The 19,899-nt window shown below is 44.5% G+C and carries 12 protein-coding genes; 6 read left to right on the top strand and 6 right to left on the bottom strand.

Going from position 1 to position 19,899, the window contains the following annotated elements; all coding sequences use genetic code 11:
• Positions 1–37: 37 nt before the first annotated feature.
• The 4 genes from P343_RS27755 to P343_RS27740 all read left to right on the top strand — a co-directional run bounded on the left by P343_RS27755 (position 38) and on the right by P343_RS27740 (position 11,564).
• On the top strand, positions 38–1,117 hold the full coding sequence (locus tag P343_RS27755; RefSeq protein WP_023510097.1) for a response regulator: 1,080 nt from the start codon (positions 38–40) through the stop codon (positions 1,115–1,117).
• A gap of 265 nt (positions 1,118–1,382) precedes the next feature.
• Positions 1,383–8,597: a SpaA isopeptide-forming pilin-related protein gene (locus P343_RS27750; RefSeq protein WP_152525279.1), complete on the top strand. Its 7,215-nt coding sequence runs from the start codon at positions 1,383–1,385 to the stop codon at positions 8,595–8,597.
• Positions 8,598–8,922: 325 nt separating this feature from the next.
• Positions 8,923–9,555, top strand: a complete 633-nt coding sequence (locus P343_RS27745; RefSeq protein WP_023510095.1) for a class A sortase — start codon at positions 8,923–8,925, stop codon at positions 9,553–9,555.
• Between the two features lie 107 nt (positions 9,556–9,662).
• Positions 9,663–11,564 (top strand): ABC-F family ATP-binding cassette domain-containing protein, encoded by a 1,902-nt coding sequence (locus P343_RS27740; protein WP_023510094.1) that lies wholly within the window; start codon positions 9,663–9,665, stop codon positions 11,562–11,564.
• 64 nt (positions 11,565–11,628) lie between these two features.
• On the opposite strand, the gene P343_RS27735 is transcribed toward P343_RS27740, so the two are convergent.
• On the bottom strand, positions 11,629–12,078 hold the full coding sequence (locus P343_RS27735; protein ID WP_023510093.1) for a nuclear transport factor 2 family protein: 450 nt from the start codon (positions 12,076–12,078) through the stop codon (positions 11,629–11,631).
• Positions 12,079–12,082: 4 nt separating this feature from the next.
• On the bottom strand, positions 12,083–14,272 hold the full coding sequence (locus tag P343_RS27730; protein ID WP_031263915.1) for an alpha-galactosidase: 2,190 nt from the start codon (positions 14,270–14,272) through the stop codon (positions 12,083–12,085).
• 433 nt (positions 14,273–14,705) lie between these two features.
• Between P343_RS27730 and P343_RS27725 the strand changes: the two genes are divergently transcribed.
• Entirely contained in the window at positions 14,706–15,215 is a 510-nt protein-coding gene (locus P343_RS27725) for a PTS sugar transporter subunit IIA (RefSeq protein ID WP_023510091.1), read from the top strand.
• Between the two features lie 60 nt (positions 15,216–15,275).
• Here P343_RS27725 and P343_RS27720 read toward each other — a convergent pair whose 3' ends face one another.
• Positions 15,276–16,484 carry an ABC transporter permease gene (locus P343_RS27720; protein WP_023510090.1) on the bottom strand — a complete coding sequence of 403 codons (1,209 nt, stop codon included), beginning with the start codon at positions 16,482–16,484 and terminating at the stop codon, positions 15,276–15,278.
• Positions 16,481–17,212 (bottom strand): ABC transporter ATP-binding protein, encoded by a 732-nt coding sequence (locus tag P343_RS27715; RefSeq protein ID WP_031263913.1) that lies wholly within the window; start codon positions 17,210–17,212, stop codon positions 16,481–16,483. Before P343_RS27715 ends, P343_RS27720 begins: the two co-directional genes overlap by 4 nt.
• A gap of 160 nt (positions 17,213–17,372) precedes the next feature.
• On the opposite strand from P343_RS27715, the gene P343_RS27710 reads away from it, so the two are divergent.
• Positions 17,373–17,993: a TetR/AcrR family transcriptional regulator gene (locus P343_RS27710; RefSeq protein WP_023510088.1), complete on the top strand. Its 621-nt coding sequence runs from the start codon at positions 17,373–17,375 to the stop codon at positions 17,991–17,993.
• 76 nt (positions 17,994–18,069) lie between these two features.
• On the opposite strand, the gene P343_RS27705 is transcribed toward P343_RS27710, so the two are convergent.
• Together P343_RS27705 and pdxK are read right to left on the bottom strand one after the other, a co-directional pair.
• Positions 18,070–18,699 carry a fumarylacetoacetate hydrolase family protein gene (locus P343_RS27705; protein ID WP_023510087.1) on the bottom strand — a complete coding sequence of 210 codons (630 nt, stop codon included), beginning with the start codon at positions 18,697–18,699 and terminating at the stop codon, positions 18,070–18,072.
• A gap of 118 nt (positions 18,700–18,817) precedes the next feature.
• The gene (pdxK, locus tag P343_RS27700; protein WP_023510086.1) at positions 18,818–19,660 is read right to left on the bottom strand and encodes a pyridoxine/pyridoxal/pyridoxamine kinase; all 843 of its coding nucleotides are present in this window, start codon (positions 19,658–19,660) and stop codon (positions 18,818–18,820) included.
• Positions 19,661–19,899 lie beyond the last annotated feature (239 nt).

The following is a 19,899-nucleotide window of genomic DNA, read 5'->3' as shown; positions in this document are numbered from 1 at the left end:
ACGATGATTTTCCATTCAGGGCGAAGGAGGACTCCGGATGAAGGCATTTGTGATTGATGATGAAGAACTGGCATGCAAACAGCTTAAGAAGATGCTCCAAGAAACAGGTGCTTTCCAATCAATCTATTCGTTCACAGATCCAGAACAAGCGATTGACGAAGCGGCAAAGCAGAAGCCAGATGTGGTTTTTCTCGACATTGAAATGCCGGAAATCAATGGCATTGAGCTGGCGGAAGCTCTTCAAGCCGATGATGAAAAAATACAAGTTGTGTTCACAACAGCCTATGACGAATTTGCGATTAAAGCTTTTGAGCTAAATGCCATCGACTATTTGCTTAAACCCATGCTGAAGCCTCGTTTGGAAAAGGCAGTCGATCGTCTACTCAAAAATTTGCAAACGATAAAACCGGATGAACAAACAAAAGTTGAACAGTATGGAATCGAATGCTTTGACAGCCTCAAATTCTATAAAATAGAAAACGGTGTGAAAACATACATACCTGTAAAATGGCGCACATCCCGGGCACGTGAACTTTATGCCTATCTGCTTAAAGAACATGATCGCTTTGTCAGCAAAGAGACGCTGATTGACTTGCTTTGGCCGGGGGTAGATACGGCGAAAGGGACGACACAGCTCTACACGACAATCTACCAGATTCGCAAATTGATGGAGAAGCTGCCGATTAATCATCACATCATTAAAAATGACATCGGTTATTCCTTGACCCTAACAGGCATAGCCATCGATGTGGAGCAGTGGGAAGAGGAGTTGGTACAGCTGCCTAAACTGGAACGTTCAAGTTACAAAAAATATATTCAATTATTTAAAACATACAAAAATCATTATTTTGAAGAATATGGCTATTTATGGGCAGAACCTGAACGCGTCAGGCTGTCACAAATCTGGCTGGAACACGCCTATCAACTCATTGAGTTTCTGATTCAGCAATCCAATAAAGCGGAAGCGATGGACATTTGCCAGCAAATCGCGCGGATTGAGCCTGATGATGAGCGAACAATGAAAACGATCATAAAGCTCTACAATGAAATGGGTAATGTCGATGGTGCTATTCGCATGTATGAACGCTATAAAGAAAGTAAAGATGCAATGAATTGATTTTATAGAAGAAGAAAACGAAAGACCGTAAATCCCAAAAAAAGGATTTGCGGTCTTTTTGTATTGTCTAGAACAGTTGGTGATTAAAGAGTACTAAAGGATCTTTGTCTGTGATCATTTACACAATAATCGACTGATTTCGACGTTTTTTGTCTTTTGTTGCTAATTGTTCAGAAAGTGTATAGAACCAGCAGATAAAATGAAAATGGCAAAAAATCGGGAATGATGCACCTTTTTTGCATATTTTGCAGATAAAAGACATCTATTGATACAAATTTCAGCTGAGATTCTCGCAATCTACTATTTGCTTCCATCCGGCAAACACCGGATTCTTATAGACTTCAGAGATCATTACCCGGTTTACAAACAGAAAAAGGGGAGAAGTACATTGAGAGCCAAAAGACTGCCGCTCGGACTCAAAAAGACAAAACACAACAAAATGATGAAACGTCTCATGGTTATTGCCCTGTCACTATTCGTCGTATTCAGCCAAATGTCGCTGTCGCCATTGGGAAAGGCGTTTGCGGAAGACGGCACAACACAACAAAACAACAACCAATTTTTTGATGCAGTCAAATTAACAACTGGTGAAGGAGACAGCATCAAAGAAGTTAATGCGGAAAATCCGCTGAAACAAGGTGACGCTGTTAATCTAGATTATTCATGGACACAAAAGAATGGACAACAGCTGAGTGCTGATCAAGACGTTACCATACAAATTCCAAGCCAATTCAAGGTTGGGACGAAGGATGCTGACGGCAAATATACCACAGACATCACTGGAGATGTAAAGCTCGCCGACAACACAACCGTCATCGGTACCTACACCGTTAAAGCAAGCGACAGCGCCGCTGATGCCAACCAGCTGATTATTCACTTTGCTAATGAAAAAACGCAAAATCTCACTGGTGCCGTTGGGGAAATCGTCATTCCAACTGTATTTAACGATGAGATCAAGGCTGATCAAACAACCGACTCGGTAGATTTTGATTTGGGGAACGGCCAGAAGCAGACAGTAGATGTTGCCGTTAAGGCGGAGGAACAGAGCGAGGCGCAGTCTTCTACATCTTCTTCTACAGGTTCAACAGATAGCAGCGCAACAGATAGCTCCTCTGCAGCAAAAGAAGATCAGACGAAAGCAGATTCGAGTTCGTCGGACAATACGTCCAATACGTCGAATTCGAAAACAGCATTGTCGCCGGCACCCAAATCTGCTTTGCGCTCATTCGTAGCCTTAGCCGCACCGAAAGAAATTACGCAAATCACATTTTCAGAGATTAAAGTAACCGATGCTAATGGAAACGCGTGGAACTCAAGCAATCGCCCGGGTCTTAATTCACCCGCAAAAATAGATATGACTTGGAATATATCGGATTCAGTTGACGTCCAAGATGGTGACTATTATCAATTCGATTTGCCCAACCAATTCGCCATCTACAATACCATCACAGGAGACCTGACAACAGCCACCGGCGGTTCGATCGGAACGTTCACGATTACGCCCGACAGCAATCATATAGGTACTGTGAAAATGGTGTTTAATGGTGTCAACGCAGATCATTCCCAGATTCAAGGAACATTGCATGTAAACACCGAATTCAATCAACAAGAAATTACCGGTTCGACGCAGCAGGAAATCACATTCCCTTTTGAGCAACCGTATACGCTGACCATTCCGTTCAAGCCGTCGGCAACAATGAGTTCTATTGACAAACAAGGTAAGCCGTGGGACGGGAGCACGCAAACGGCCTTTAATGCCACAAGTATTAAATGGACCGTGAACATTAATGAAACAGAGAGCCACCTGACCAACGCTAAAGTGACGGATCCGATTCCGGACGGCTTAAGCCTAGACGGCAGCTCAGTGGAAATCTATCCGGTTACGGTCAATGTGGATGGATCGACAACTGTGGGCAATACGCCAATCGCTGCGAATCAATATACATTAACAACAACGGGAAGCAATCTGGAAGTGGATTTTAAAGATCCAATCGACAGCGCCTATCAGATTCGCTATACAACGAATATTGACGATAAGACAAAGAGCCCGTTCGTAAACACGGCCACACTTTCGAGTATTGAAAATGGAAACCAGCCTGCAAGCGCGACCGTAGCTGTTACCAAAGGCGCTCATCTAACAAAATCGAATACCAGCTATGATCCGAAAACACAGACGATCACATGGACGGTCAATTACAACGGCGACAATCAGACTATTTCTAAAAATAATGCGATTCTGCATGATTGGTTTGACAATACACAAGCGTTAGTACCGGGTTCAATCAATGTATATAATGCGACAGCGACATCACCAACGACATTTACCAGAGGTTCGCTCGTTGACATTAGTGAATACACGGTAACCGACCCAACGAGTACTCCACATGCAGGTAAGAATGGCTTTGATCTGCAGTTTAATCAGACCATCAACAGCGCTTATCAGATTGTTTACCAGACAAAGGCGGTCGGACTGGTGACCGATAATGGCAACGTGAATAATACAGTTGCTGAAGGCGGTACTACAGGGATTGGTGCAGGGCAGGCAATCACGCAGCAGAACTTGATCAAGCATTGGGATGGCACTGCCGATTATAATGGCAAGAAAACGACGTGGACGATGACCGTTAACGGCAATAATTACCCAATGAAAAATGCAACGATCACCGATACGTTCGATAAAGGCGGATTGACGTTGATTCCGGAAACGTTGAGCATCAACGACAAAACGTCAGGGGAGATATTAATTAATGGCAAAGATTATACGGTTAACCCAACCGCTAACGGATTTACGATTACATTCCTTAACGGATTAGGCAATGGCGGCACTGCTGATTACACGAATACAACCGACAGCTTCACGATCATGTATTCGACCAGCTTCGATTATAAGACCTTACCGGCAGGAGTTACAACCTTTCCGAATACTGCGGTGATTAACTGGACGGGTGCCGATAATAAGACGCATACGAGTTCATCGAGCGACACCTTTACTCCGGATTCTTATACACAGAACGACGGATATAAAAATGGTACGTACAATGCGGTGACGAAAGAGATCACATGGAAGGTTGGTTTCAACTACAACCTGCGGACGATTCAGACACCGATCATCAAGGATCCAATTCAGGGGAACCAGCAATTCGAAAACAATTCGCTGGAAGTCCATTATATGACGCTGACCGGTGGCTCCAATGGAACGGATGATGGCGGCACCGTTCCGGCAACCGATTACGATGTTGCTTACCCGGGCGATAACGGGGGGACACTCCAGATCACCTTTAAAAATCCGATTAACTCGCCGTACTATATTACCTATAAAACATCGCTCAACGGTGTGGTTGTGAATCAAACATACCCCAATACGGCGACGCTGTATGACGATCAGCAAAAGCTCGTTGATCTGACGGGTTCGGTCAGCCCAGCTAATGGCGGGACATTCGCGACAAAAACAGGTGCGCAAGGCACCGGCACCGATAGCGAAAACGTTAACTGGACGGTGACGATCAATCCAAGTCAGTCGACCATCTCGAATGCTGTGCTTACGGATGTGCCGACGAATAACCAGATCATTGATCCGGATTCATTCCATCTATACAAAACAACAGTAGCTCAGGATGGAACCATCACGCAGTCTGCTGAAGAACTGGTCAAAGGAACGGATTATACGGTTCAAGTGACTGATCCCGATACTAATGGAAATCAGCAGTTCAAGATCGTATTTACACATCGAATCACTGAGGCTTATATCCTCGCCTATAAAACAATCATCAATGCCGGTAACAATGCACAGCTCGGCAACACGGCGACGCTGAATGGAGATGGCGTGGACTTAATCACCAAACCGACCATGAATACGGTTACCGTCAAGTTCTCCAGTGGTTCCGGAACCGGAAGTGGCGTTAACGGCAATCTTGATGTAGTGAAAACTGATGCAGATACTGGTACTAAGCTTCCGGGTGCCACCTTCGCACTCTACGACAGTACCGGAACAAAATTGTTGCGTACATTGACGACCGATAATAATGGTGAAGCAAATTTCAATAACTTTAAATATGGGACTTATATTTTGAAGGAAACGAAGGCGCCTGAAGGTTATGTCATCAATCCTGCTTATGCAGGTAACGGCAAAGCTGTACAGATCGGTGCCACGTCAGGCTCGAATCCGATAAATACGGTAACGGTTACCGATCAGAAATTTGTCGGGAAGGTTGTACTGACTAAGACCGATGCAACCCAGCTCGGATTAAAACTGGGCGGAGCGGTCTTCCAGCTTCAAGATCAAAACGGCAACCCGATCAGCGGCTATTCGAATCAGACGACGGATCCTATTAACGGTCAGGTGACCTTTGACAACCTGACTCCGGGAGATTATCAACTCGTTGAAATAACGGCTCCAGCGAATTACCAATTGGATGCTACACCGCATAAGTTTACGGTTGCTGTTAACCAGACAACAGTTATTCCGCTCTCTGCAAAGGATAAAATTAATCCTGGAGGAGTTGAACTAGACAAGGTAGACGGATCAACGAATAATTTTATTACATCTTCTCCAGCAGTGTTCCAATTGATTGATAACAGTACGAACAAGGCTGCTGTTGATGCCGATGGCAACACAATCACTTCCGAACAATTGACAACGAATAACGGCAAATTAATCGTTACTAATTTGCGACCGGGAGATTATACATTCAAGGAAATTTCGGCACCGACCGGCTACCTTTTAAATAAAGAAACCTTGACGGTTCATATTACAGCCGGGCAAAAAGCGGCGGACAATGTTTTAACTTTTGAAGATTATCAGGGCTCAGCTTCATTAATCAAAGAAGACGCAAACAGTAATGCATTGCCAGGGGCCACATTTAAAGTAATCAATACCATCACGAATGAAGATGTTCTGACTGGATTGATTTCAAACAGCGATGGTGAAGTTAAAGCGGCAGGACTCAAACCGGGAAACTATGCATTTGTCGAAACAGCAGCTCCTAAGGGGTATGTGAAAAATACTCAATTACGACCGTTTACGATTGAAACAGAAGCTACAGGCGAACCTATTACAGTTGACGCCGGTACTTTGGAAAATGGGCAAGGCTCAGTACGGTTCACGAAGGCTGATGAGAGTGGTAATGGGTTGAGCGGTGCGATTTTCAAAATCACCGATCTTCAAGGACATGTGATTCAGGGGCAGGATAATTTGAAGTCGGTTGACGGTGGATTTGTTTCAGCAATCGGACTTGCACCGGGCACCTATCATTTTGTTGAAACCTCCGCGCCTGATGGCTATATTCTAAATTTGGATGAACTTGAATTTACAATCGACGCTGAGGCGAATGGATTACCTTCAATTAAGGTTATTCCAGGTCAATTTGTTAACTACAAAGGTTCGGCTGAATTGAATAAAGTTGGCAGTGATAATAAGCCATTATCGGATGCACATTTCGATTTACAGAAAAAGAACAAAGATGGTTCATGGACAACGATCAAATCTGATTTAACAACTCCTGCCGATGGTAAAATCAGTGTTTCTGATCTGAATGTTGGTGACTATCAGTTTGTTGAGACTCAAGCATCAAATGGTTATCTAATCCATGATCCTGTTGGCTTCACGATTGTAGATAAAAATAATGGCAAGCCAGCAGTTGTTAAGGTTCCTATAACAGATCAATTAAATAGTGTTGTTCTGACGAAGGTCGACAAGAATGACACCAATGCGAAACTTGTCGGTGCAGAATACAAGCTGGTTAAAAAGGGAACCGACGAAGTCGTTGATAAGGACATCAATGGAAACAATCTTAATAGCATCTGGACCACTGATGAGCATGGTCAATTTACGGTAACAGGTCTCCCTTCCGGAGAATATGAGTTTATTGAGACAAAAGCGCCGGATGGTTATGAATTAGACACTACACGAATTCCGTTTACGGTTACGAATAAGGATGTACAGGCTCAAGAAATTACCGCAACTGATAACCTGAATGAAACCGTGTTGACGAAAGTTGATGAGAACGATAAAAATGCAGTGCTAACCGGAGCGGAGTTCAAGATTCAAGACAGCAATGGCAAAGTTGTAACCAAAGACATCACTGGAAAAGATCTTCCGGCTACTTGGACAACGGATGATAAAGGCCAATTTACAGTCAAAGGCCTGCCAGAGGGAAGCTATCAGTTTATCGAAACCAAGGCACCGAACGGCTATCAGCTTGATACGACTCCAATTCCGTTTACGGTAACGAAAACAGGAACAAAAGCAGTTGAAATTACCGCAACGGATAAACTGAGCGAAGTCGTGCTGACTAAGGTCGACAAGAATGATAAAGACGCTGTTCTCAAGGGTGCAGAATTCAAACTGGTCGATAAAGACGGCAACGTTGTAGAAAAAGATGCAACAGGCAAGACGTTGTCTAAGGTTTGGACGACGGATGAAAAAGGCCAATTTGCAGTCAAAGGACTTCCAAATGGAAAATACAATTTTATTGAAACAAAAGCACCAAACGGCTATGAACTTGATGCAACGCCGATTCCGTTCGAAGTTACGAATCAAGATACCAAAGCAATTCCGATTACGGCAACAGATAAATTAAACAGCGTTGTCCTCACCAAAGTCGATGAAAATGATAAAGGTGCTGTGCTGGCCGGTGCTGAATTTACACTTTATGACAGCAACGGAAAAGTTGTAGAAAAAGATGCGAATGGTAAAACACTTCCATCTGTTTGGACTACAGATGAAAAAGGCCAATTCACTGTAAATGGTTTGGCACCTGGCAACTATCATTTTATTGAAACTAAGGCACCAAAGAATTACGATCTGGATACAACGCCAATTCCTTTCCAGGTGACAAATACGGATATCAAGGTGATCCCGATTACAGCGACAGATAAGTTGACGCCAGGCGATGTGCGTCTGACTAAAGTCGATAGAAACGATAAGGATGCAGTGCTCAAAGGCGCAGAATTCAAGTTGACGGACAGCAATGGCAAGACGTTGAAAACAGGATTAACGACTGATAATAGTGGTCAGTTCGTTGTGAAGGGTCTAGCACCAGGCAAGTACTTCTTCATTGAAACCAAAGCGCCGAAGAATTACGCATTGGATGAGACACCAATTCCGTTTGTCATTGAAAAAGGCCAGGCAAAAGCCGTTGAGATTACAGCAACGGATAAGCCGCTCGAAATTACGAGAACTCTAGATGGCAAGCCAGGTGCAACTTACAACGTTGTTGATAAAAATGGGCACATCATTGCACGCGGTGTAATGGCCGATGAGGAAGGTAATGTTAATTTTAAAGGTCTTGCAACGGGCCAATATCATCTAGTTTTGGTTCGTGGTGTAGAAGCGGAAACGCAGACGAGCAAGAAAGCAAACGCCAAAGGACTGCCAATCACCGGCGATACGAATGATATTATGACGATGGCTGCTGGAGCACTTCTTCTTCTTGGTGGCGGATCCTTGGCGATCTTCTCAAGAAGACGGAGAAAAAACTAAGCTGTAAAAATAAATAATGCAATTGAGAAAGCACTCGATCAACATATTGATCGGGTGCTTTCTGCTGGTTCAGAATTTGTAATAGAACGCGTATTTTGCGCTAAAAAGTGAAACAGATTTGCCTGTAACTGAAGACACCAATAGTCAGTCTGGTTTATTGGTTCGGCACACTATTTCTGCTCACAACCGCTATTATAGGCTTTGCGGGAAGAAGAAAAACGAAGAAATCACGATGATTGATTGATAAAGATAACAATCCACATCTGATCATGGTAAGATTTGATCAGGTGCTTTTCTTTTTTCGGAATAAAGGCGGGATCATTTTATGTGGCGAAGAGCATTGATTATCATTCTAATTTTAGCAGGCGCGGCTTTGATCGCATCGCCATTCCTCAAGGAAGGCTTGATCGGATTCTTAAGCGCAAAATATAATACTGAGAAGCTGACTGCTACCCAGTTAGCGAAAAATAATCAGCGGGATGCTCCCTATGATTTCAGCAAAATCCAGCCCCCTTCATTTTTTGAAACCGTAAAAGCGAGTGCACATGTCAATTCAAAAGCGATGATTGGTCAGATTCAGATTAAGCGGCTGGGGATTAAACTGCCGATACTTAAAGGGACGACCAGTGCGAATCTGTTGGCCGGTGCGACAACGATGCGTCCTGACCAACGGATGGGCGAAGGTAACTACCCGCTTGCCGGTCACCATATGCGCCGCGAAAATCTGCTCTTCGGTCCTTTGATGCGTACCAAAATTGGTGATCAGATCATGATTACCAATTTGAAAAAAGACTATGTCTATAAAGTTGTGAGCAAAAAGATTGTTTCCGAATCCGAAGGTGCTGTCATTGACCAGACAAAGGACAAGCGGATTACACTTGTGACCTGCGATAAACCGACACGGACACCGAAGCGTCTCGTTATTATCGGAAAAATGGTCCGTGCGACGAATCATTAATAGGCTACTCGTTATGAACGGGAACAGTCTCTTGGGTACTGGATCGGCTTAATCATTGGCAAAAAGCTTTTACTAGTAAAAAGTTAAGTTTAGATAGGATGATTTACGTGAGTATTCTTGATGCGGAAGATTTATATAAAACATACGGCACACAAACACTTTTTAATCACTTCTCTTTTTCTATTTCCGAAGGTGATCGGATCGGTCTGATTGGTGTTAATGGAACGGGTAAATCGACGTTGCTGAATGTGCTGGCAGGCAGAGATTCGGCGGAAAGCGGAACACTGCGCCATGCGAACGCCTTCCGGCTCGCTTATCTGTCGCAAACACCGGTATTTGAATCCGGTGTAACGGCTTTGGATTACATTTACGGAGGAACCTCGCCGATTATGATTGCATTGCGTAACTATGAACAGGCGCTTGCCAATTTGGAAAGTAATCCTTCCGATCAGGCACTTCAAGAAAAGCTGATTGACCGCCAGCAGCAAATGGATACGGCGGATGCTTGGGAAGCGGAAGCGGCGGCGAAGAGCATTTTAACTCGTCTTGGTGTGCAAGATTTTCAGACACCGGCGAATGAATTTTCCGGGGGACAGAAGAAAAGAATTGCGTTAGCAAGAGCTCTGATCCAGCCGGCGGATCTATTGATTCTCGATGAACCGACGAACCATTTGGACAATGACATTATCGACTGGCTTGAGGAAGCGCTGAACCAATATCCGGGGGCACTCCTGATGGTTACCCACGACCGCTACTTCCTGAACCGCGTGACCAGTAAGATTTTTGAACTGGATCATGGAAATCTCTATATTTATGACGGGAATTATGAACTGTTTCTTGAAAAGAAGGCGGAACGAGAGGAGCAGGAGACAGCAGGAGAGGCAAAGCACCAGAATCAGCTGCGCCGTGAGCTGGCCTGGTTGCGGCGAGGAGCCAAAGCGCGGTCCACAAAACAAAAGGCCAGGGTTGAACGGGTACGGGAAATGCAGGAACATAAGGGACCGGAACTGAAACAATCGGTGGACCTTGCGATCGGATCCACTCGGCTTGGCAAAAAGGTGATCGAAGCAAAGCAGCTGTCCAAGACATTTGGTGGGCAACATCTGATTCATGATTTCGATTTGCTGGTGACGCCGGGTGAGCGGCTCGGGATCATCGGCGGCAACGGAAGTGGCAAAACGACATTGCTCAACTTGCTCGCCAAACGTATCGAACCCGATGCCGGGTCTGTGGATATTGGTGAAACGGTAAAGATCGGTTACTATACTCAGGAACATACGGAAATGAACGAGGAACTGACGGTGATCGATTATATTAAAGAGGCTGCGCAAGTACTGAAAACGGCCGATGGGCAGCAAGTGACCGCTGAACAGATGCTGGAACGCTTCCTTTTTTCACGTCCGCGCCAGCGTACGTTCATTCACAAGCTGTCAGGCGGCGAGCGTAAACGGCTCTATTTGTTGCGTGTATTGATGACGGAACCCAATGTCCTCTTTCTGGATGAACCGACGAATGATTTGGATACGGAAACGCTAACGATCCTTGAAGATTATCTACTTCAGTTTCCAGGGACGATTCTTGCGGTTTCTCACGATCGCTACTTCCTTGACCGGATTGCAGACCGCCTAATCGCATTTGAAGGAGCCGGCGTCATCCGCCGCTTCGAAGGCGGCTACACTGAGTACATGGCTGAAAGAAAGATGGAGCAGGCTGCAGTAAACAAAGCGGAAGCGGACAGAAAGGTCAAACCAGCACCTGCTCAAGTTGCCTCCAAAAAGAAAAAGCTGACATACAAAGAGCAGCAGGAATGGAACAGCATAGAAGATCGGATTGCAGAGCTTGAAGAACGTGTCGAACAGCTGAAACAGGCGGTGACCGATGCCGGAAGTGACGCAGGGAAGGTACAATCACTGTATAAAGAACAGCAGGACACTGAGGTTGAGCTGGATCATGCGATGGAACGCTGGACAGAGTTGTCGCTAAAAGTTGAGGAACTGGAAAATCAATAAGCAAAAAAAGCAAAAATCTGGTATGAGGATTTTTGCTTTTTTGCTTCTCAATCTTTATCTTTTTTTAACCAGTTGTATTGAAATCACTACTATGAAGTTTCGTAACGGTTCCTTGATGAAAAAGTAGTTGCCATCTTCCATCGATAAATTTCCATATAGAACTTCGAAGTGTATTTCGGTTTCTCGTTTTATTATTAATAAAGTATGTGGTTAATACAACATCTGGAGCCAAGACATGCATATCAAAGTTATAGAGTTTTAGGTCATCTAATGCTACTCCATTTTCCAAACAATCTTGCTTATAAAACATAGCACCGGAACTTCCTATTTCAAAAAAATCATCAGCAAGAATATTGTCTAATGCTTCCGGAGATTTACGAATCTCAAGGCTTAAGTGGCTTTGCTCCAGCGTTTTAAGCAGATCTCTTATTTGGTTATCCATTGCCCTAGCTCCTAAGTCTCTTTTTTTATGCTCTTTTTGCATTTCTGAATTATATTTTAACGTTTTTAGCACGAATTCATCCCTGAACTCTCTTGAACTGCCAAACATAGCTGCGGAAGTCGCCTTTTTCATCAGGTACATTGAGACCGGCATTCATCAGTTCATCGCCGCCAAACACCTCTCCGGTTGCCAAGTTCTCATATAGCGCCTGCGGATTAAGTCCTTGAAACCGGAATGCTTTGAGTACTTGAGCCGGACTTGCCAGTACTTTAAAGTAAAAGCCAATCGCTTCCGACTGATCAGGTGAGACAAAGCACCACGCTGTGTCATCATCTTCAAATGGACTATTGATTCGGTAAAAATCGCCAAACTGAATAAGTGGGCGGATTCGTTTATAAAAAGTGACTTGTTGCCGGACTTGCTGCTTCTCCTCATCGGTGAGTTTTGTTAAATCTAGTTCATATCCAAAGTTGCCAGACATCGCAACATCACCGCGGGTCTTAAGTGAGGTGATACGTCCAACCTGATGATTTGGCACGGCGGAGACGTGAGCGCCCATCGTGATCGGCGGATAAACGACACTTGTGCCATATTGGATCTTCAGTCTGCAAATGGCATCGGTGTTGTCACTCGTCCATGTCTGCGGCATGTAGTAGAGCATGCCTGGGTCAAATCGGCCTCCGCCGCTCGAGCAGCTCTCAAACAAGATGTCCGGAAATGCTCGGGTGAGCTTATCGATTAGTTCATAAAGTCCGAGCATGTAGCGATGTGCGGTTTCCCGTTGCCTTTCAGGCGGCAGCAGGGCTGAACCAATTTCAGTCATGTGCCGGTTCATGTCCCATTTGACATAGTTGATATTAGCACTGGAAAGAATGGCGGATAGTGCCTGCAGGAGATAGTCACGCACATCCGCACGCGACATATCGAGCACAAGCTGATAACGGCTTAAGCTGCGCGGCCGATCGGGAACATGCAGAGACCAGTCCGGATGTTCCCGGTAAAGGTCGCTGTCCGGAGATATCATCTCAGGCTCGAACCACAGCCCAAATAGCAAGCCCATTTCATGGATTCGATTTGAGAGCCATGAAAGTCCGTGCGGTAATTTTTGCCGGTCGACAAACCAGTCGCCTAGTGAACTTTTGTCGTTGTTGCGGTGCCCAAACCAGCCGTCATCCAAAACAAACAGCTCAATACCCGCTTTCTGTGCTTCTTTAGCGATCGCAAGCAGCTTTTCTTCACTCAGCTTAAAGTAGGTAGCTTCCCAGTTATTAATAAGGATTGGCCGTAATCGATCACGGTGCTTCCCACGGGCGAGGCGTGACCGATAGAGTTGATGATAGGTTCGTGACATGCCGCCTAGTCCGCAATCTGAATAGACCATGACCGTTTCCGGTGTTTGGAAGGATGCTCCGGAATTCAGCAGCCAGGAAAAATCAAACGGATTAATCCCGATTGATGCGCGTACGGTGCGATATTGATCGACCTCGATCTGCGCGGCAAAATTGCCGCTGTACACGAGGCTGAAGCCAAACACTTCACCTTGCGTTTCATCCGCATTCTTGCGCATAAGCGCGAAAAACGGATCATGCTGAGGACTGCTGGCGCCACGTGTGCTGTCGATCACCTGCATGTCAGGATATAGGGGCCGTCTATTTATATTACGTTCATTATTATGCGACCCATAAAAGGTGAGACTGTCAAATTGGTCGTCTCTAAAGTTGACGCTTGTGCTTGCTGCACGTAGAAGTCTTAGAGATTTGGTCCCTCTGTTTTCAAATCGGACGGATCTGGTAATGGCATCAAAATCGCGAAAGACGCAATAGGTGAGCACAACGGTAAGTCCCGCTACGGAATCTTCTAATATAATGTCGAGTGATTGCGCTTCTTGATCCTGTTCGACGTATGTGCTTGGCAATCCATCCAGTTTTTTCTTCCCTGAATAAATGACATGTCCGGCATAGTGTAGATCCGTGACTGTTGATCCATTCTCAAGCTGCACTTGGTAGGCAGGATGACGGAAATCGCCATTTCCGTAAGCCGGGTACTCTAGAGGAAGTGTGCTCAAGCTAAATCCGCGATGGGTAGGATCTGCATAGGGTGCGAATGATCTCGGCGCGTAAACAATAGGGCGGCTTCCTCTGTATGTGGTAATTTTCTTTCCCCAATAGTGATGGAGCAGATAGCCGTGATCCAGGCCCATGACATAACTTGAGTGCTTCGTTTGCAAATGAAAGACTTTGTTTTTAGAGTCATAGTCGATCAAAATGAATCCTCCACATATCCTTTTTATTGTGAACTGTAGCTGAATTGATTTTAATTCAGGGCATGATGGTTGTAAAGTAAGCGCATTCTTGCATTTGAAAAAAATAATCTTTTTTTATTTTTCTATTGGCTATGTTAAAGCTCAATGTTGATTTTTCTACTCTGTTGATTGGAGCGGAAGGTGCGAGACTCCTGCGGGAACAGCGAGCCAGGCGAGACCCCGCAGCGAGGTGCCGAGCGAGGAGGCTCGCGGATTGCCCGCGGAAAGCGAGCACATGAAGCGAAAATGAACAGGCAAGTTTAACAAAGCTTTTCTATGTAAAAATTCTATAATTCCCCTTGTATTCGCATAGTGCGACAAATTTGCCTAAATGGATGATGAACAGTATATTTAATTTAACGAGTTATTCATGCACTTTGTGGAGAGGTGGTCAGGGATGGGCTTTCTTAAAAAATTGTTCAACAAAAGTGAATTGGATACGAATCAACTGGAGCCAAGTGAAGAAGAAATTGCTGCTGCGGGTGAATTTTACATGCCGCTGAAGGGCAAGGTCGTACCAGTTACTGAAGTTCCCGATCCAGTTTTTTCACAAAAAATGATGGGAGACGGCTTTGCGATTATTCCGGAAAACAACATCGTTCGCTCCCCCATTGATGGTAAAATCACCAATATATTTCCAACGAAACATGCGATTTCTCTTAAGTCAAATGAGGGCAGGGAGCTATTAATTCATGTTGGATTGGAAACGGTTTCTCTTAAAGGCGAAGGATTCACTGCTTTGGCAAAAGACGGCGCCAATGTAAAAAAGGGTGAACCGATTTTAAAGGTCGACTTTGATAAGATTGCCGAAAAGGTTCCTTCTATAATTACATCCGTTGTTTTCACCAATTTAAAAGATGGTGAAAAAGTAATCATTGATAATAATAAAGTAACAATCCAGGCATAAACAGTACATGCGAAAAAGGCTGCACCTATTGAGGCGCAGCCTTTTTCATGGCCATGTATGTTAATCAACAACGGGTCTTGATGCCCGGATGACCAAAATATTAATGGCGATAAAGACAATTGAAAAGAGAACAAGAATCAATCCATCGAACCACCAACCGGAAAATCCAGTACCGCGAATCATGATGTTACGAAGTGCTTCGGTTGAGTAGTGAATCGGCATTAGATTGCCAAGCGCCCTGACCCATCCGGGTAATGTATCAATAGGGAACAGCCCGGATAAGAAGACCTGCGGCACAATAACGAGCGGTATAAATTGAAACATCTGCAGCTCGTTCGATGCAAAGGTCGAGAGCAGTATACTGAGCGACAGTGCACTGAACGACAAGATGAAAACAATGATCAGGACATCCAGCAAGTGACCAATGTCGTAAATGTTCAGGACATAAACAATATAACAGGTCAGAATGAACGATTGAACGATCACAAACAGTCCGAATCCAATCATGTAGCCCCAAATGATTTGATAGTTCTTTATTGGTGAAGCCATCAGTCTGTCCAGAGTTCCAGTTGTCCGTTCGCGCAGGAAGGAGACGCCGCCAATCATGAAAATAAACAAGAAGACGAATATACCAACCATAGCAGGGCCAAAGGAGTCAAAGGTGTTCAGGTCATCATTGCCATGCAAATAAGTGACGTCCAGTTTCACCTTCTCTGGTGCTGCAGCTGCGTGCGGCTTTTCACCTTTAGGTGCATTCTGCATGATCGTTGCAAGCGCAGACGGTGCGTAACGTTGCATCACTTCCGTCATTTGTCGTAAAGTTTGTTGCTGTGCCTGAATCGTTTTTTGTTGCGTTTGAATTGCGCCGGTTAACTCAGTTTTCATTTTTTTCACATTAATTTGCTGAACAGCTTGCATCGATTTTTGAATTTTGCTCATGGCAAGACCGTTTCGGGAAGGATCGCTGCCTTCCAGATGCACCTTGACTGGAGTTTTCAAATCAACGTAAGCATCGATCTTTTTATCAGCCAGTGATTGCCTTGCCTGAAGCGGACTCATTCGTTCATAATCAGCAGATTTGAAGGCGGGCAGCAAGTCTGAAGATTTATAATGAATAATAGCAAGATTCGGTTCGGAAGCTTTTGCTCCAAAGATATACCAGACAAGAGTCAGGATTAGAAGCGGTGCGATAATCAGCAAGGCCAAGGTCCGTTTGTCACGAACGATTTGATGGATGATACGCCGCGCCATCGCAAACAGGTTTCTCATTTCTTCGCGCCTTCCTTCTCAATCGCGATGAAAATTTCTTCAACGGATGGCACCCCGTATTGAGCCATCAAATCCCTTGGTGCGCCCTGTGCGATAATTTTACCCTCACTTAGCAGTCCCACACGATCACACTGAGCCACTTCGTCCATGACGTGCGTGGTGACAATGATCGTTGCCCCTTTTCCTTTCAAATAATGAAAGAGAGTCCAGATATTGCGCCGAATCATCGGATCCAACCCGACTGTCGGTTCGTCGAGCAGGTAAAGACGCGGACTATGGACAAGCGCAGCTGCCAGCGACAGGCGCCTCTTCATGCCACCTGAAAATTGAGCGACGTTTTTCTTAAGATCCTTTTCCAGGTCAACGCTTTTTGCCACTTCAAGAATACGCTGTTTTTTTTCTTTTCCGCCCATCCCTTGAATAGACGCGAAAAAATCAAGGTTTTGGTAGGCACTTAATTCGTTGTATAATGCATCGGACTGGGCCATATAGCCAAGTGAACGGAAAGCATTCAGAGTTGGCCGTTGCTCAAAGAGTTCCACATTGCCGCTGTCCGCTTTTTCAAGGCCGAGCAAGATTCTGACGAGTGTCGTTTTTCCGGATCCGGACGGACCAATCAGACCGTAAATTTCGCCTTCTTGAAGCGTAAGAGATACATCATCCAGCACAATTTGGTTCTTAAATCGTTTGTGAAGATGCTCTCCTTTCACTGGGTAACTCACGTTCATCACACCCTTAGTTTCGTTAGTAATTAATGAACACTGTGTTCATTAATTATGATAGAATGGGATGGGCAAATGATCAATAGCCAATAGTCGTGAAAATGATCATTAATGAACACATGGATGAAAAAAGTCAATTATCTATGGTTAATCAGGAGGTACAACGATGCATCCCGGTTCAACAGATTTACGCGTGGTGAAGACACGTCTTGCGATCCAATCGCGCTTCCTCGATTTGCTTCTTAAGAAAAATTTTAATGAACTTACGGTTAAAGATATAGCTTCGGCGGCGAATATTGGTCGGGGTACCTTCTATCTTCATTATCAAGACAAATATGATTTGCTTGAAAAAGTAATTGAAGAGGGGCTTGAGACAACAATAGATATGTTTCAGCCACATGAATATCTCGTAGGTGGACAAGTGATACCGGAGCGTATTATCCAATTTGTTCTGAAGATTTTTGAACACTTTCGGGAAAATGAACGCTTCTTCCGTGCGATGCTGTTTAATGAAGGTATTCCGATGTTCAGGCACAGAATGCAGCAGAGATTTTTGAAAAAGTTTCATCATGAAGTAGAATTGATCGGGCTTCCTGGCCAGGTAGCTGATCCGTCGACTCTGGAAATCCTGCCTATTTTTATTTCCTCCGGAATGATCGGTCTTGTTGGCTGGTGGTTTGAAAATCAAATGCGTATTCCCGAAAAAGATATGGCTCGAAAAGTCTTTCTTGTTATGACTCAAGGTCCTCTAAAAACATTCGGTTTTCGTGTTGAAGAGAATCATTGATGGCAATAAAAAAATCGCCTGCGTGTTGTGCGCGACGATTTTTTATTAACTACCGATTTAGATAAATGGTTAGTGTTCAGTTTAAAGAAGCAATCGCTTCGCCGGCGACCTCAGTTCCCCATTTTAGCGTGAGATGATCGCCATCTGCGATTTTTCCAACGCCTGCCGGAGTTCCTGTGAAAATAACATCCCCTGCATCCAGTCCATAATGCTTCGCGCAAAATTCAAGCAGCGCTTGGGGACTGAAGATCATTTGGCTGATATTCCCGCGTTGAACTTCCTTATCATTGACATTAAGTGTGAAATCTATTTTACTGCATGCCTCGAGTCCTGGAAAGTCGGTGAAAGGTGTTAAAAGTGCAGAATTAAGGAACCCTTTAGCGGCTAGCCATGGATAGCCTTTTTCCTTCAGAACGCTTTGCGTATCACGCAAGGTAAAATCAATGCCAAGCGCCATTCCGTCAATCAGTTCGTCCGCTTTAGCCCCTGGAAAGTACGGGCGACCAATATGGATTACCCATTCTGCCTCATAATGCACATCGCCTTGATCCCCCGGAAGCGTAAAGGTCTGTCCATCTGTCCGGACAATAGCATGCGTTGGTTTTGAGAAAAAGAGCGGTGAATCAGGAACCGCATTGCTCAGTTCCTGTGCATGCAGCACATAATTTCTGCCGACGCAAAAAATATTAGAAATTGCTTTCTCCATGTTCATGCTCCTTTATACCAGAATACTTGCCTAAATTATTCGCATAAAAAAGGATTCTGGAGCGCGAAAAGCGAATAGATAAAAGGCGAAGTGAAGACCAAGCATGTCTTCAAATGGATCATGCTTGCTTTGCGGCTATTTCTTTTTTATAGGCGCTGTGATCGGTTGGTCCGGTGTAATCGTTCAGGCTGAATGAAGCACGAATACCGGCAGTGACGAACGATTTGGCGACTTTAACGGCATTCAGCACCGAATTTCCTTTGGCCAATTCCGCGGTAACTGCTGCAGCATATGTGCAACCGGCACCGTGGATGTTGGGTGTATTCACACGTTCATCCGCGATAATATGGAAGTCTTTTCCGTCATAAAGTACATCAATTGCCTGGTCGGTATCAGGCAATCGACTTCCGCCTTTAACCAGCGCATTTTTTGCACCAAGCGCAACAATCTTTTCTGCTGCTTCCTTCATCTGATCAATGGTCGTAATTCGTTGCATCCCGGTTAGTCTGGCAGCTTCATAAAGATTTGGGGTTGTTACTAGTGCTTTGGGAATGAGCAGCTTGAGCATAGCTGACGTATTTTCAGGCTGCAATTCAGGCTGCAATTCTTCTTCCGCTCCTTTGCAGACCATCACAGGATCAATAACCGTTCGTTCCAAATTGTTTTTCTCAATAGCGTCAGCAGCGATCCGAATAATTTCTGGAGAACCAAGCATGCCTGTTTTCATCGCATCAATACCAATGCCGACAACAATCGTGTCTAATTGCTTTTTTAATAGCGTTGTGTCCAAAGTTGTGACGCTATGTGACCAGTGTTTGTACGGATCCATGGTGACAATGCACGTCAGTGCAGTCATGCCGTATACGCCTAATTCCTGAAATGTTTTTAAGTCGGCTTGCATGCCGGCTCCTCCGCTTGTATCGGATCCGGCAATCGTCATTGCTTTAAAATGTTCGCTCATAAACAATCCTCCTGTGAACGGCTAAGCTATCTTTTTAATTTATTATAATGAGTAAACCATGAAAAAACTATGTCAACGTCTTATATTTACTGAAGAGGCCAAGTGAGTTATAGTAAATCTTTTTGAGAAATTTACAGTTCGTCATTAAATAGCAAGATATGCTAACCGATAAATAAGATATAGATTATTGTCGCTAATTTGTATTAGCAGGTTTGGATGTGAGAATCAGGTGCTTTCTT

Origin of the sequence: Sporolactobacillus laevolacticus DSM 442, from assembly GCF_000497245.1 — a bacterium.
Classification (GTDB): Bacteria; Bacillota; Bacilli; order Bacillales; family Sporolactobacillaceae; genus Sporolactobacillus; species Sporolactobacillus laevolacticus.
This window is presented reverse-complemented; position numbering and strand designations above follow the sequence as displayed.